14 protein-coding genes are annotated in these 13697 nt (G+C 69.5%); 8 read left to right on the plus strand and 6 right to left on the minus strand.

The window, feature by feature from the left end:
* Positions 1-5: 5 nt before the first annotated feature.
* Positions 6-863, plus strand: coding sequence for a tRNA threonylcarbamoyladenosine dehydratase (locus BLS50_RS11730; RefSeq protein WP_074802265.1), 858 nt, complete (start codon positions 6-8; stop codon positions 861-863).
* A gap of 148 nt (positions 864-1011) precedes the next feature.
* Here BLS50_RS11730 and trxA read toward each other — a convergent pair whose 3' ends face one another.
* Both trxA and BLS50_RS11740 read right to left on the minus strand, forming a co-directional pair.
* Positions 1012-1860: a thioredoxin gene (gene trxA / locus BLS50_RS11735; protein ID WP_011694383.1), complete on the minus strand. Its 849-nt coding sequence runs from the start codon at positions 1858-1860 to the stop codon at positions 1012-1014.
* A gap of 52 nt (positions 1861-1912) precedes the next feature.
* Positions 1913-2794 carry a pirin family protein gene (locus BLS50_RS11740; RefSeq protein WP_074802266.1) on the minus strand — a complete coding sequence of 294 codons (882 nt, stop codon included), beginning with the start codon at positions 2792-2794 and terminating at the stop codon, positions 1913-1915.
* 262 nt (positions 2795-3056) lie between these two features.
* Between BLS50_RS11740 and BLS50_RS11745 the strand changes: the two genes are divergently transcribed.
* On the plus strand, positions 3057-3935 hold the full coding sequence (locus tag BLS50_RS11745) for an O-acetylserine/cysteine exporter (protein WP_011694382.1): 879 nt from the start codon (positions 3057-3059) through the stop codon (positions 3933-3935).
* A gap of 45 nt (positions 3936-3980) precedes the next feature.
* Here the strand turns inward: BLS50_RS11745 and BLS50_RS11750 are convergent, their stop codons facing one another.
* Both BLS50_RS11750 and tsaE read right to left on the minus strand, forming a co-directional pair.
* Complete coding sequence (locus BLS50_RS11750; RefSeq protein WP_074802267.1) at positions 3981-5507, minus strand: N-acetylmuramoyl-L-alanine amidase; 1527 nt, start codon at positions 5505-5507, stop codon at positions 3981-3983.
* Positions 5489-6040, minus strand: coding sequence for a tRNA (adenosine(37)-N6)-threonylcarbamoyltransferase complex ATPase subunit type 1 TsaE (gene tsaE / locus BLS50_RS11755; RefSeq protein WP_027808658.1), 552 nt, complete (start codon positions 6038-6040; stop codon positions 5489-5491). The genes BLS50_RS11750 and tsaE overlap by 19 nt, the downstream gene beginning before the upstream one ends.
* A 17-nt stretch (positions 6041-6057) precedes the next feature.
* On the opposite strand from tsaE, the gene queG reads away from it, so the two are divergent.
* The 3 genes from queG to xerD all read left to right on the plus strand — a co-directional run bounded on the left by queG (position 6058) and on the right by xerD (position 8778).
* Positions 6058-7293 carry a tRNA epoxyqueuosine(34) reductase QueG gene (gene queG / locus BLS50_RS11760; RefSeq protein WP_074802268.1) on the plus strand — a complete coding sequence of 412 codons (1236 nt, stop codon included), beginning with the start codon at positions 6058-6060 and terminating at the stop codon, positions 7291-7293.
* Between the two features lie 67 nt (positions 7294-7360).
* Positions 7361-7828, plus strand: coding sequence for a methylated-DNA--[protein]-cysteine S-methyltransferase (locus tag BLS50_RS11765; RefSeq protein WP_074802269.1), 468 nt, complete (start codon positions 7361-7363; stop codon positions 7826-7828).
* Positions 7828-8778 (plus strand): site-specific tyrosine recombinase XerD, encoded by a 951-nt coding sequence (gene xerD / locus BLS50_RS11770; protein WP_074802270.1) that lies wholly within the window; start codon positions 7828-7830, stop codon positions 8776-8778. The genes BLS50_RS11765 and xerD overlap by 1 nt, the downstream gene beginning before the upstream one ends.
* 68 nt (positions 8779-8846) lie before the next feature.
* Here xerD and BLS50_RS11775 read toward each other — a convergent pair whose 3' ends face one another.
* The gene (locus BLS50_RS11775; protein ID WP_074802271.1) at positions 8847-10409 is read right to left on the minus strand and encodes a class I adenylate-forming enzyme family protein; all 1563 of its coding nucleotides are present in this window, start codon (positions 10407-10409) and stop codon (positions 8847-8849) included.
* Positions 10410-10644: 235 nt separating this feature from the next.
* On the opposite strand from BLS50_RS11775, the gene ybaK reads away from it, so the two are divergent.
* Entirely contained in the window at positions 10645-11136 is a 492-nt protein-coding gene (ybaK, locus tag BLS50_RS11780; RefSeq protein ID WP_027808662.1) for a Cys-tRNA(Pro) deacylase, read from the plus strand.
* A gap of 116 nt (positions 11137-11252) precedes the next feature.
* Positions 11253-11894, plus strand: a complete 642-nt coding sequence (gene plsY, locus BLS50_RS11785; RefSeq protein ID WP_027808663.1) for a glycerol-3-phosphate 1-O-acyltransferase PlsY — start codon at positions 11253-11255, stop codon at positions 11892-11894.
* A gap of 63 nt (positions 11895-11957) precedes the next feature.
* Here plsY and BLS50_RS11790 read toward each other — a convergent pair whose 3' ends face one another.
* Positions 11958-12443 carry a YajQ family cyclic di-GMP-binding protein gene (locus BLS50_RS11790; protein WP_006478013.1) on the minus strand — a complete coding sequence of 162 codons (486 nt, stop codon included), beginning with the start codon at positions 12441-12443 and terminating at the stop codon, positions 11958-11960.
* Positions 12444-12579: 136 nt separating this feature from the next.
* Here BLS50_RS11790 and murB point away from each other — a divergent pair, with 136 nt between their 5' ends.
* Positions 12580-13629 (plus strand): UDP-N-acetylmuramate dehydrogenase, encoded by a 1050-nt coding sequence (gene murB, locus BLS50_RS11795; RefSeq protein WP_011546048.1) that lies wholly within the window; start codon positions 12580-12582, stop codon positions 13627-13629.
* Positions 13630-13697: the final 68 nt, after the last annotated feature.

Consider the following 13697-nt stretch of genomic DNA (forward strand, 5'->3'; position numbering starts at 1 on the left):
CTCCCATGTCCTCCGCCGACGCTGCCCCGCCCAGTTCTTCCGATCTTACCCCGACCCCGGAAATCCAGCTTGACATGGATCGCGCGCGGCGTTTCGGGGGCGTCGCGCGCCTGTATGGCGCGCCGGCGGCCGCCGCGTTCGAGCGGGCGCACGTCGCGGTGATCGGGATCGGCGGCGTCGGGTCGTGGGTGGCCGAGGCGCTCGCGCGCAACGCGGTCGGCACGCTGACGCTGATCGATCTCGACAACGTCGCGGAAAGCAACACGAACCGGCAGATCCATGCGCTCGACGGCAATTACGGCAAGCCGAAGGTCGACGCGATGGCCGAGCGCATCGCGCTGATCGATCCCGCATGCCGCGTGAACCGGATCGAGGATTTCGTCGAGCCCGACAACTTCGACGCGCTGCTCGGCGGCGGTTTCGACTACGTGATCGATGCGATCGACAGCGTGCGCACGAAAGTCGCGCTGATCGCGTGGTGCGTCGCGAAACGGCAGCCGTTGATCGTCGTCGGCGGCGCGGGCGGGCAGCTCGATCCGACGCGCATCCGCATCGACGATCTCGCGCTGACGATCCAGGACCCGCTGCTGTCGAAGGTGCGTGCACAGTTGCGCAAGCAGCACGGTTTTCCGCGCGGGCCGAAGGCGCGTTTCAAGGTCAGCGCCGTGTATTCGGACGAGCCGCTGATCTACCCGGAAGCGGCGGCCTGCGACATCGAGGACGGCGCGGAGCCATCCGCGGCCGCGCACGTCGCGGGGCTCAACTGTGCGGGTTTCGGTTCGAGCGTGTGCGTGACCGCGAGCTTCGGTTTCGCGGCGGCCGCGCATGCGCTGCGGGCGATCGCGGCACAGGCGGCCGGCTGAGCGTGCAACGCGCGGGCAGGAAAGGGTGGTGCTGCGGCGCGGGTAACGCGCGTCGAGCGATACGGCAGGTCAGCCGGGCCATCGCGGCCCGGCCTCTCGTGGCCCGGCCTTTCGTGGCTCGGCCTTTCGCGGCCCGGCTCGTCGTACTTCAGTTGAGCGCCATGCTCAGCTTGCGTCGCCATGCGGCGACGAGGTCGGGGCGATCGCCGGCCAGTTCGAACACCGAGATCATCGTGCGGCGGCCGAGATCATCGCCGTATGCGCGATCGCGCGTCACGATTTCCAGCAACTGTTCCAGCGCCCCTTCGTACGCACGCCGCGCGATCAGGCTCTGCGCGAGGTCGAAGCGCGCGTCGAGATCGGCCGGATTCGCCGCGATGCGCGCTTCGAGCGCGTCGGTCGGCGGCAGGTCGGCCGTGGCGTCCAGCGCGTCGAAACGGGTCTTGATCGCCTGGTAGCGCGGGTCGCCGTTCTGCACGGTTTGCGGCGACAGGCGCTCGGTCTCCGCGCGCGCGGCGTCGACCTCGTTGCGCGCGAGCAGCAGCTCGATCAGGTCGAGGCGCGCGTCGTCGTAGCCGGGGTTCAGCGCCAGCGCCGCTTCGAGGTGGGCGAGCGCATCGTCGAAGCGCTGTTCGGCCATCGCATATTGCGCGGCGCGGCGCTCGGCTTCCTCGGCCGCCGGCAGCAGCCGGTCGAGGAACGCGCGCAACTGGCCCTCGGGCAGCACGCCGACGAACTGATCGACCGGGCGCCCGTCGGCGAACGCGATCACGTGCGGGATGCTGCGCGTCTGGAAGTGCGCGGCGAGTTCCTGGTTCTCGTCGACGTTGACCTTCACGAGCTTCCAGCGGCCTGCGTAATCGGCCTCGAGCTTTTCCAGCAGCGGGCCGAGCGTCTTGCAGGGGCCGCACCATGGCGCCCAGAAGTCGACCAGCACGGGCGTGTCCAGCGACGCCTCGATGACGTCTTTCTCGAATGTGGCAAGCGTGGTGTCCATGTCGTTCTCTTCCGTTCGAATATCGTCAGGATGGGGGCGGCGCGCCGCTTTTTCAACGCGGCTTCGCTTCGGGCAGCGGAATCCACTCCGTCTCGCCAGGCACCTTGCCCATTTCCTGGCGCGTCCACGCCGCTTTCGCCCGCTCGATCGCGTCGCGGCTGCTCGCGACGAAATTCCACTCGATGAAGCGTTCGCCGTCCATCCGGTCGCCGCCGAGCAGCATCGCGCGCGCGCCGCTGGCGCTCGTCAGCGTGACCGTCGCGCCTGGCGCGAGCACGGCCATCTGTTCGGCCGGTACTGGCGTGCCGTCGATCGCGAGCGCGCCGTCGACCACGTAGACCGCGCGCTCCTCGTGCGACGCATCGAGTTCGAGCCGGCCGCCGGCCGCGAATTCGGCCGCGACGTACAGCGTGCGCGAGAACGTCGTCACGGGCGAGCGCAGCCCGAACGCGTCGCCGGCGATCACCGTCAGCGCCACGCCGTTTTCGTCGCGCTTGGGCAGCGTGTCGGCCGCGTGGTGCTCGAACGACGGCTCGGTCGTCTCGTGCGCCTGCGGCAGCGCGACCCAGGTCTGGATGCCGTGCACGGTGTGGCCGCTCGTGCGCTGCGCGTCCGGCGTGCGCTCGGAATGGACGATGCCGCGGCCGGCCGTCATCCAGTTCACGTCGCCCGGCACGATTTCCTGCAGCGAGCCGAGGCTGTCGCGGTGCAGGATCGCGCCGTCGAACAGGTAGGTGACCGTCGCGAGCCCGATGTGCGGATGCGGGCGCACGTCGAGCCCCGTGCCGGCGGGCAGCGTGGCGGGCCCCATGTGATCGAAGAAGATGAACGGGCCGACGAGGCGTGCGGCGAGCGCGGGCAGCGTGCGGCGCACCTGCAGGTTGCCGATGTCGCGCACGTGCGGCTTCAGCAGGGCTTTGATCGAGTCGGTCATGGGGGCCTCGTGGGGAACGGCTGGATTGCCGGTCATTGTACTGGCGGCGCGGCGCGGCGCTGCGCGTGACGGGGGAGCGCGAAACGCGCGCGGCGCGATGCACCCGCGGCAGGCACGCGTCATGCGGCATCCTCCGCGGTGCGCAGGCTGCTGCGCACGCCGCCGATTCCATACGCACCGCGCGGGTATCGGGCCGGGCGGCGAAACCCGGTAGACTGACCGGCTTCATACCGACAATTCGACAATCGAGGAGACGCCGGTGATGGCCCCGAAGGACTTGCTGCTCGCGCTGGTCGTGATCCTCGCGTGGGGCGTGAACTTCGTCGTGATCAAGGTCGGCCTGCACGGCATGCCGCCGATGCTGCTCGGCGCGCTGCGCTTCACGCTCGCGGCCGTGCCCGCGGTGTTCTTCGTGCGCCGGCCGCAGATTTCGTGGCGGCTGCTGGTGCTGTACGGCGCGACGATCCAGCTCGGCCAGTTCGTGTTCCTGTTCACCGGCATGTACGTCGGCATGCCGGCCGGCCTCGCGTCGCTCGTGCTGCAGTCGCAGGCGTTCTTCACGCTGGTGTTCGCGATGCTGTTCCTCGGCGAGCGGCTGCGTGTGCAGAACCTGGTCGGGCTCGCGATCGCCGCGGGCGGGCTCGTCGTGATCGCCGCGCAGGGCGGCCGCGCGATGACGCTCGCGGGCTTCCTGCTGACGATCTGCTCGGCCGCGATGTGGGCCGTCGGCAATATCGTCACGAAGAAGGTCGGCAAGGCGAACCTCGTGTCGCTCGTCGTGTGGGCGAGCCTCGTGCCGCCCGTGCCGTTCTTCCTGCTGTCGCTGTGGTTCGAGGGGCCGCAGCGGATCGCGACCGCGCTCGCGGGGCTCGACGGCGCGTCGATCTTCGCGGTCGTTTATCTCGCGTTCGTCGCGACGCTGCTCGGCTACGGGCTGTGGAGCCGCCTGCTGTCGCGCTACCCGGCCGCGCAGGTCGCGCAATTCTCGCTGCTGGTGCCGATCATCGGGCTCGCGTCGTCGGCGCTGCTGCTCGACGAGCATCTGACGCAGGCGCAGTTGATCGGCGCCGCGCTCGTGATGGGCGGGCTCGCGGTGAACGTGTTCGGCGGGAAACTGCTGAGCCGCTTCGCGGCGTCGTGACGCGCCGGCACGCACTGCGTGCCGGCGGCAGGGGAGTGATGGCGCTCAGGCCATCCGGCTCTTCGCGAGCGGCGGATTCGCGGCGAAATAGCGCTTGATGCCGCGGAAGATCGCGTCGGCCATCTCGTCGCGATAGCTGTCGTCGTTGAGCCGGCGCTCTTCGTCCGGGTTGCTGATGAACGCGGTCTCGACGAGGATCGACGGAATGTCGGGCGCCTTCAGCACCGCGAACCCGGCCTGCTCGACCGAGCCCTTGTGCAGCTTGTTGATGCCGCCCACTTCCTTCAGCACGTAGTTGCCGTAGCGCAGCGAGTCGCGGATCTGCGCGGTCGTCGACATGTCGAACAGCGCGCGGTTCACGGCCGCGTCCGCCGTCTTGATGTTGATGCCGCCGATCAGGTCCGACGAATTCTCCTTGTTCGCCATCCAGCGCGCCGCGGCGCTCGTCGCGCCGTGGTCGGACAGCGCGAACACCGACGAGCCGCGCGCGGACGGCGTCGTGAACGCGTCCGCGTGGATCGACACGAAGAGATCCGCGCCGACGCGGCGCGCCTTCTGCACGCGTACGTTCAGCGGCACGAAGAAGTCGGCGTCGCGCGTCATCATCGCGCGCATGTTCGGCGCGGCGTCGATCTTCGCGCGCAGCTTCTTCGCGATGTCGAGCGCGATGTGCTTCTCGTACGTGCCGCCGCCGCCGATCGCACCCGGATCCTCGCCGCCGTGGCCGGGGTCGATCGCGACCGTCAGCAGGCGTACCGTGCCGCCCTTGCCCGATTTCGGCGCGGTGAACTTGTAGGTGTCGTCGCCGTCGTCGTTGTCGTCGCGGCGCGCGATGACGGGCGGCGGCTTGACGGCCGGCTTCGCGGGCGTCGACGGCGTGCCGGCGGCCGGCGGCGCGTGCGGCGTGGCCGGCGTGTTCTGCGCGAAACGCTGGAAGAACGCGTCGCTGTTGTCGCCCGCGCCGGGCGGCGGGGTGCCCGGGCCGGACAGCGTGGACGGCGGCTGCATCTGCTGCGCGCGCGTGGTGTCGTTGAGCGCCTGTTCCTTGCGTTCCGTCTGCGCGATCAGGTCGGACAGCGGATCGGGCGCGACGGCCGGATACAGGTCGAACACGAGCCGGTACTTGTAGGTGCCCACCGGCGGCAGCGTGAACACCTGCGGCTTCACCGAGCCTTTCAGGTCGAACACCATCCGCACGACGTGCGGCTGATACTGGCCGACGCGCACCGACTGGATCTGCGGATCGTTCGGCGCGATCTTCGAGACGAGATCGCGCAGCGCCTGGTCGAGGTCGAGGCCGCTCAGGTCGACGACGAGACGGTCGGGACCCTGTAGCAGCTGTTGGCTATTCTGCAGCGGCTGGTCGGATTCGATCGTGACGCGCGTGTAATCGCGTGCGGGCCACACGCGCACGCCGAGCACCGACGACGCGTGCGCGAGCCGCGGCGCGACGAGACCGAGCACCAGCGTCGACGCCCCCGCGCGCAGGATCTGACGGCGCCGCCAGTTGTGCGTCGCGGTGGCCGCCGATTCGATCGAGCGGAACGGTTTGATCAACATCTTTCGAGACATGCCTTTCCTGAAGCGCTGTACGCCCGGACGGTGAGGGCACGGCCGTCGCCATCCACGTCGAGCGAGAAAACCAGATCGGGCACGCCGAGCAGGGCGCCCGCCTGTTGCGGCCATTCGACGAGGCAGATCGCGGTGGAATTGAAATATTCGCGAAAGCCTGCGTCGGACCATTCGGCCGGATCGTTGAATCGATACAGATCGAAGTGATAGACCTCGAGTTCCCCATCGCTGCGTTCGAGCGCGTACGGCTCGACGAGCGTATAGGTCGGGCTGCGCACGCGCCCCTCGTGGCCGAGGCCGCGCAGGATCGCGCGCACGAGGGTCGTCTTGCCCGCGCCGAGATCGCCGACCAGCTGGATCTGCAGCCCGTCGAACGCATGGGCGCGGTCGAGCTCGAGGCGCGCCGCGTCGAGCGCGTGCGCGAAGCGGGTGCCGAAGGCCTCGGTTGCCGCTTCGTCGGCGAGCGCGACCACGCGCTCCGCGAGCGGGGCGGGCAACGTGGCATGAGGCGGTTGGCTGGACGTGGCTGGCATTCTCGTAAAATAGTGCGATGAACCGACTACCGGAACGCGCCGCATCCGACAGGCCTTCGACTCGTGACGAAGGCGCGGCGCCGTGCGCGCTCGACGATGCGGCGTTGACTGCGCTCGCCGCTCGCATCAGGGCGTGGGGGCGCGAATTGGGTTTCGGGGCGATCGGCATCAGCGATACCGATCTCTCGGATGCCGAAGCGGGCCTCGCCGCCTGGCTGGAAGCCGGATACCACGGCGAAATGGATTATATGGCGAAACATGGGATGAAACGCGCGCGGCCGGCCGAACTTGTGGCCGGTACGCGACGCGTGATCTCCGTGCGGCTCGCCTATTTGCCGGCCCAAACGCTCGACGACGGCGCGCCCGCTGGCGAGCCCGGCGCGCTCGTATCACACGACTGGCGCGCGCGCGAACGGGCGCGGCTCGACGATCCGCAGGCGGCCGTCGTGTCGATCTATGCGCGCGGCCGCGACTATCACAAGGTGCTGCGCAACCGGCTGCAGACGCTCGCGGAGCGCATCGAGTACGAGATCGGCGGGTTCGGCTACCGCGTGTTCACCGATTCGGCGCCCGTGCTCGAGGTCGAACTCGCGCAGAAGGCCGGAGTCGGCTGGCGCGGCAAGCACACGCTGTTGCTGCAGCGCGATGCCGGCTCGCTGTTCTTTCTCGGCGAGATCTACGTCGACCTGCCGCTGCCGACCGACGCGCACACGTCGCCCGACACCGCGCCCGAGACGCCCGGTGCGCACTGCGGCAGCTGCACCCGCTGCATCGACGCGTGCCCGACCGGTGCGATCGTCGAGCCGTACCGCGTCGATGCGCGCCGCTGCATCTCGTACCTGACGATCGAACTGAAAGGCAGCATCCCCGAGCCGCTGCGGCCGATGATCGGCAATCGCGTGTACGGCTGCGACGACTGCCAGCTCGTGTGCCCGTGGAACAAGTTCGCGCAGGCCGCGCCCGTCGCCGATTTCGACGTGCGGCACGGCCTCGATCGCGCGACGCTCGTCGAGCTGTTCGCGTGGGACGCGGAGGCATTCGACACGCGGATGCAGGGCAGCGCGATCCGGCGCATCGGCTACGAAAGCTGGCTGCGCAATCTCGCGGTCGGGCTCGGCAATGCGCTGCGCGCCGGCGCGGACCGGCTCGCGCCGCCCGCGCGCGATGCGATCGTCGCCGCGCTGCGCGCCCGGGCCGACGATCCGTCGCCGGTCGTGCGCGAGCATGTCGAATGGGCGCTGCGAGCCGCGTGAAGGCGGCGTAAAGTGTCGTCGGCGCGTGCGCAGGGCCGCGCACGCATCCCTCGGTCAGGAGAATTCAATGTTCAACGCAGTCATCGACGCGCCGTTCGGCAAGGTCGGCATCCGCACGGATGCCGCGGTGGTGCGCGAGATCGTCTATCTGCCCGAATCGATGAAGTCGGTCGATCCGGATTCGGCGCTCGCGAAGCGCGCGGTCAAGCAGATCGAACGTTATTTCGAGCGCGCGTCCGCACGCTTCGACCTGCCGCTCGCCGACGTCGGCAGCGCATTCCAGCACCGGGTGTGGGACGCGATCAGCGATATCCCGTCCGGTACGGTGCTGACCTACGGCCAGGTCGCGAAGCGGATCGGCAGCGCGCCGCGCGCGGTCGGCCAGGCGTGCGGCGCGAACTATTTCCCGCTCGTGATTCCGTGCCATCGCGTCGTCGCGGCGGGCGGTCTCGGCGGATTCGCGAACCACGACGACAACGGCTATTACCAGCAAGTGAAGCGCTGGCTGCTGACGCACGAGGGCGTGCCGTACTGATGAGCGAACCTTTGACGACTCCCGAAGCCGACACCGACGCCGTCGCGGCATCGCCCGCGCTGCTCGCGAGCCGCGCGTCGATCGACGTGTTCTGCGATGCGCTGTGGCTCGAGCACGGGCTCGCGCGCAACACGCTCGATGCGTACCGGCGCGACCTGGCGCTGTTTTCCCAATGGCTGGCCGCGACGCACGACGCGCCGCTCGACTCGGCCGACGAGGCGATGGTGACGGGCTATATCGCCGCGCGCAGCGACGGCAAGGCGACGTCGTCGAACCGGCGGCTGTCCGTGTTCCGCCGCTATTACGGCTGGGCCGTGCGCGAGCATCGCGCGAGCGCCGATCCGACGCTGCGGATCACGTCCGCGAAACAGGGGGCCCGGTTCCCGTCGACGCTGTCCGAGGCGCAGGTCGAGGCGCTGCTCGGCGCACCCGACATCGGCACGCCGCTCGGCCTGCGCGATCGCACGATGCTCGAGCTGATGTACGCGAGCGGGCTGCGCGTGAGCGAGCTCGTGACGCTGAAGACGGTCGAGGTCGGCCTTAACGAAGGCGTCGTGCGCGTGATGGGCAAGGGCTCGAAGGAGCGGCTCGTGCCGTTCGGTGAAGTCGCGCACGGCTGGATCGAACGCTACCTGCGCGACGCGCGGCCGGCGCTGCTCGGCGCACGCGCGGCCGATGCGCTGTTCGTGACCGCGCGCGGCGACGGGATGACGCGCCAGCAGTTCTGGAACATCATCAAGCGACACGCGCAGCAGGCCGACGTGCGTGCGCACCTGTCGCCGCACACGCTGCGGCACGCGTTCGCGACGCACCTGCTGAACCACGGCGCCGACTTGCGCGTCGTGCAATTGCTGCTCGGCCACAGCGACATCTCGACCACGCAGATCTATACGCACGTCGCGCGCGAGCGGCTCAGGACGCTGCACGCGCAGCACCACCCGCGCGGCTGACGCGCGACGCGGGCATGCGGCTCGGCGTGAGCCGCAATGTGGACTCGCGTGCCGTGGCGTCGGCCGAGTCAGACCAGCTCGCGCAGCCGGTGCTTGAGCACCTTGCCGGTCGACGCGGCCGGCAGCGCATCGAGCACGCGGATGTGCGCAGGGCGTTTGTAAGCGGTGAGCCGGTCCGCGCACCATGCGTGCAAGGCTGCCTCGTCCGCCGCCGCGCCCGGCACCAGTTCGACGAACGCGAGCACTTCCTCGTTGCCGTCGATCGCGCGGCCGATCACGGCTGCCTGCACGACGTCCGGATGCGTGTTCAGCACCTGCTCGACCTCGACCGGATACACGTTGAAGCCCGAGCGGATGATCAGCTCCTTGCTGCGGCCCGCGATCGTCACCGCGCCGTCCGCTTCCTGCCGCGCGAGATCGCCGGTGCTCAGCCAGCCATCGGCCGACACGGCCGCGTGCGTCGCGTCCGCGTTGCGGTAGTAGCCGAGCATCACGTTCGGCCCGCGCACGCGGATCTCGCCGACTTCGCCCGGTGGCACGTCGGTACCGTCCGGCGCGACGATCCGTACGTCGACGCCCGGAATCGGCACGCCGACCGAACTGTCCGTGCGCGGCGCGTCGAGCGGCGTCTGCGTGACCGTCGGGCTGCTTTCGGTCATCCCGTAGCCGTTGTGCAGCGGCACGCCGTACACGTGCTCGACGCGGGCCTTCAGGTCCGCATCGAGCGGGGAGCCGCCCGAATACGCGAAGCGCAGCCGCGGCGCGCGCCACGCGTGGCCGTGCGTGTGCAGGTGCTCGAGCAGCTTCGCGTGCATCGCGGGCACGCCCTGGAAGATCGTCACGCCTTCGTCGGCGAGCGCGACCCGGACGGCTTCCGGCGAGAAGCGCGGCGCGAGCCGCAGCGTCGCGCCCGCATACAGGCTGCCGAGGCAGACCGACGCGAGCCCGTACACGTGCGACACGGGCAGCACCGTGTAGACGACGTCGTTCGGCGACACGCGGCGCAGCATGCTCGACGTCGCCGCGATGAACAGCAGGTTGCGGTGCGACAGCATCACGCCTTTCGGTGTGCCGGTCGTACCGGTGGTGTAGATCAATGCCGCGCATTGTGCGGCGCTGCCGGTGGCCACCGGCTCGGCGGGCGCGCTCGCGTCGACGTGATACGACCACGCGCCGATGTCGACCGGCAGCGCCGCGGCCGGCGTGGCGCCGAGCCGCTCGGCATGGGCGCGCGCGTCGGGCGATACGTCGGTCGTGAACGCGATCAGCTTCGGGCGCGCATGCGCGGCGATCGCGTCGAGCTCGGCGGCTGACAGCCGCGCGTTCGACACGAGCGCCCATGCGTCGAGGCGGGCGGCGGCGAACAGCAGCACGATCTGCGCGACGCAGTTTTCGGCGACGATCATCACGCGGTCGCCGCCTTGTACGCCGAGAGTCGCCAGCCGCGCGGCCGCCGCATCGACGGCCTGCGCCAGGTCGCCGTACGACAGCCGGCGCGCATCCTCGATCAGCGCCGGCTGCGCGGGCGACTCCGCGGCCCGGTACGCGGGCACGTCGGCGATGCGACGCGGCAGCGCGGCGAGCAATGCATCGACATCGAGCGATTCGGATGAACGGATGGGCGAGGGCATGGCGTCTCCAGATGAAGGGCCGGCGGCGGCCGACGATATTTGCGAACGATCGTGCCATGGCGAGACGCGCGCCACAATCAGCCAATCGGGCAATAGCGCTTCACGATGTCTGCAATGATGATGGGCGCAATCGTGACGGCGACGCGGTGGGCCGGCGGAAAACGGGCCGCGAGTATACCGTCGGCGCGGGCTCGCCACTGCGCGCCCGGCGATCGTTCGCCATTAAAATGCCGCCATGAGCAAATCCAGACACGTGTCCGAAACCCCTGCGACCCAGCTGCTGCGCCGTCACGGCGTCGCATTCGGCGAGCATCCGTACGAATACGTCGAGCACGGCGGCACCGGCGAATCGGCGCGCCAGCTCGGCGTCGACGAGCACAGCGTCGTGAAGACGCTCGTGATGGAAGACGAGCACGCGAAGCCGCTGATCGTGCTGATGCACGGCGACCGCACCGTATCGACGAAGAATCTCGCGCGGCAGATCGGCGCGAAACGTGTCGAGCCGTGCAAGCCGGAGGTCGCGAACCGCCATTCGGGCTATCTCGTCGGCGGCACGTCGCCGTTCGGCACGCGCAAGACGATGCCCGTCTACGTCGAGGCGACGATCCTCGCATTGCCGACGATCTACCTGAACGGCGGCCGGCGCGGCTACCTCGTCAGCCTCGCGCCGGCGGTGCTCACGTCGCTGCTCGGCGCGCAGCCGGTGCAGTGCGCGAGCGTCGACTGAGGGTTTCACCTTCGTGGCACCCCGCGCCCGTTCGGTAGAATGGGCGCCGTTTCGGCCTGCCGGCTTGCCGCGCCCGGCCGTCCCTTTCCCGATACGTTGAAAGAAGAGTCCTCCGCATGCAGATCCTGCTCGCCGCCCTCGTTGCCTACCTGATCGGTTCGGTGTCGTTCGCCGTCGTCGTCAGTTCCGTGATGGGGCTGGCCGACCCGCGTTCGTACGGGTCGAAGAACCCCGGCGCGACCAACGTGCTGCGCAGCGGCAACAAGAAGGCCGCGATCCTGACGCTCGTCGGCGACGCGTTCAAGGGCTGGATCGCCGTCTGGCTCGCCCGGCACTTCGGCCTGCCCGACGTCGCGATCGCGTGGGTCGCGATCGCCGTGTTCCTCGGCCACCTGTACCCGGTGTTCTTCCGCTTCCAGGGCGGCAAGGGCGTCGCGACCGCGGCCGGCGTGCTGCTCGCCGTGCACCCGGTGCTCGGGCTCGCGACCGCGCTGACCTGGCTGATCGTCGCGTTCTTCTTCCGCTATTCGTCGCTCGCGGCGCTGGTGGCGGCCGTGTTTGCGCCGGTGTTCGACGTGTTCCTGTTCGGCATGCCGGGCCACAACCCGGTCGCGTGGGCCGTGCTGGCGATGAGCGTGCTGCTCGTGTGGCGTCACCGCGGCAACATTTCGAAGCTGCTCGCGGGGCAGGAGAGCCGGATCGGCGACAAGAAGAAGGCGGCCGCGGACGGCGGCGCGCAGGACGGCGGGAAAGCCTGAGAGCGCGCGGCGCGGGCCGCGTGTGCGGGGCCCGGCCGGATGACGTGACGGGCCGGCGGCCGGTCAGTCGCGGAAGTTGTTGAAGTCGAGCGGCGTGTCGGTCACGTCCTTGCGCAGCATCGCGATCGTGCTCTGCAGGTCGTCGCGTTTCGTGCCCGAGATGCGCACCGCGTCGCCCTGGATGCTCGCCTGCACCTTGATCTTGCTGTCCTTCACGAGGCGCACGATCTTCTTCGCGAGGTCGCCCGTTACGCCCTTCTTCACGGTGACGACCTGCTTGACCTTGTCGCCGCCGATCTTCTCGACCTTGCCGTAGTCGAGGAAGCGCACGTCGACGTTGCGCTTGGCCAGCTTGCCGATCAGCACGTCCTTGACCTGGCCGAGCTTGAAATCGTCGTCGGCGAACAGCGTCAGCTCGCGTTCCTTCTGCTCGACGCGTGCGTCGGAGCCCTTGAAGTCGAAGCGCGTCGAAATTTCCTTGTTCGACTGCTCGATGGCGTTCTTCACTTCGATCATGTTCGCTTCGGAAACGACGTCGAACGATGGCATGGCATTCTCCCTTGAGATGCGGGCACCCGGCTCACGCACGGGCACTCGCTATAATTGCGGACTGTTTGCCATTTTACCGATGCCCCTCCGTTTGCCCAAGGCCGGCCATGCGCCGCCCGGGCCGACGTGACCGCGAATGCCGATGCCCCCTGACGATTCCGCCCTGTCGCTGCTTCCCGACCATCCGCTCGCCGCGCACAACACGTTCGGCATCGCCGCGCGCGCGCGCTTCGCCGCGCGCATTACGCAGGCGGCGCAGTTCGAGGCGCTGCATCGCGACCCGCGGGTCGCGAACCTGCCGCAGCTCGTGCTCGGCGGCGGCAGCAATATCGTGTTCACGCGCGATTTCGACGGCGTCGTGCTGCTCGACGAGATCGCGGGCCGCCGCGTCGTGCGCGAGGACGACGACGCGTGGTACGTCGAGGCCGGCGGCGGCGAGAACTGGCACGCGTTCGTCGCGTGGACGCTCGAGCACGGGATGCCGGGCCTCGAGAATCTCGCGCTGATCCCGGGCACCGTCGGCGCCGCGCCGATCCAGAACATCGGCGCGTACGGTCTCGAGATGAAGGCGTATTTCGATTCGCTGGTCGCGGTGGAGCTGGCGACGGGGCGCCGCGAGCGCTTCGACGCCGCGCGCTGCGCGTTCGGTTACCGCGACAGTTTCTTCAAGCGGGAAGGGCGCGGCCGGTTCGCGATCGTCGCGGTGACGTTCCGGCTGCCGAAGCAATGGACGCCGCGGCTCGGCTACGCGGACGTCACGCGCGAGCTCGACGCGCGTGGCATCACACCCGAGGCGGCAACGCCGCGCGACGTGTTCGATGCGGTCGTCGCGATCCGCCGCGCGAAGCTGCCCGATCCGCTGGTGCTCGGCAATGCGGGCAGTTTCTTCAAGAATCCGGTGATCGACGCCGCGCAATTCGATGCGCTGCGCGCTCGCGCGCCGGATGTCGTGTCGTATCCGCAACCGGACGGGCAGGTGAAGCTCGCGGCCGGCTGGCTGATCGACCGTTGCGGCTGGAAGGGGCGCGCGCTCGGTGCGGCGGCCGTGCACGACCGCCAGGCGCTCGTGCTCGTCAATCGCGGCGGCGCGACGGGCGCCGACGTGCTGGCGCTGGCGCGGGCCATCCAGGCCGACGTGCGCGCGCAGTTCGGCGTCGAGCTGGAGGCGGAACCGGTCTGCCTGTAACGCAGCGCGCGCCGGTTTTGGCGCGCCCAAACGAAAGCGCCGATCGTCGACCGGCGCTTTTTTTACGC

The sequence above is a fragment of the Burkholderia orbicola genome, from assembly GCF_900100915.1.
GTDB lineage: Bacteria > Pseudomonadota > Gammaproteobacteria > Burkholderiales > Burkholderiaceae > Burkholderia > Burkholderia orbicola.

What these genes read in the sequence shown, in the direction of transcription:
- BLS50_RS11745 (WP_011694382.1), top strand. Translation starts at nt 3,057, where the DNA reads ATGGCCCCGAAGGACTTGCTGCTCGCGCTGGTCGTGATCCTCGCGTGG.
- plsY (WP_027808663.1), top strand. Translation starts at nt 11,253, where the DNA reads ATGCAGATCCTGCTCGCCGCCCTCGTTGCCTACCTGATCGGTTCGGTG.
- BLS50_RS11740 (WP_074802266.1), bottom strand. Translation starts at nt 2,794, where the DNA reads ATGACCGACTCGATCAAAGCCCTGCTGAAGCCGCACGTGCGCGACATC.
- ybaK (WP_027808662.1), top strand. Translation starts at nt 10,645, where the DNA reads ATGAGCAAATCCAGACACGTGTCCGAAACCCCTGCGACCCAGCTGCTG.
- xerD (WP_074802270.1), top strand. Translation starts at nt 7,828, where the DNA reads ATGAGCGAACCTTTGACGACTCCCGAAGCCGACACCGACGCCGTCGCG.
- BLS50_RS11750 (WP_074802267.1), bottom strand. Translation starts at nt 5,507, where the DNA reads ATGTCTCGAAAGATGTTGATCAAACCGTTCCGCTCGATCGAATCGGCG.
- BLS50_RS11765 (WP_074802269.1), top strand. Translation starts at nt 7,361, where the DNA reads ATGTTCAACGCAGTCATCGACGCGCCGTTCGGCAAGGTCGGCATCCGC.
- trxA (WP_011694383.1), bottom strand. Translation starts at nt 1,860, where the DNA reads ATGGACACCACGCTTGCCACATTCGAGAAAGACGTCATCGAGGCGTCG.
- tsaE (WP_027808658.1), bottom strand. Translation starts at nt 6,040, where the DNA reads ATGCCAGCCACGTCCAGCCAACCGCCTCATGCCACGTTGCCCGCCCCG.
- BLS50_RS11775 (WP_074802271.1), bottom strand. Translation starts at nt 10,409, where the DNA reads ATGCCCTCGCCCATCCGTTCATCCGAATCGCTCGATGTCGATGCATTG.
- queG (WP_074802268.1), top strand. Translation starts at nt 6,058, where the DNA reads ATGAACCGACTACCGGAACGCGCCGCATCCGACAGGCCTTCGACTCGT.
- BLS50_RS11730 (WP_074802265.1), top strand. Translation starts at nt 6, where the DNA reads ATGTCCTCCGCCGACGCTGCCCCGCCCAGTTCTTCCGATCTTACCCCG.
- murB (WP_011546048.1), top strand. Translation starts at nt 12,580, where the DNA reads ATGCCGATGCCCCCTGACGATTCCGCCCTGTCGCTGCTTCCCGACCAT.
- BLS50_RS11790 (WP_006478013.1), bottom strand. Translation starts at nt 12,443, where the DNA reads ATGCCATCGTTCGACGTCGTTTCCGAAGCGAACATGATCGAAGTGAAG.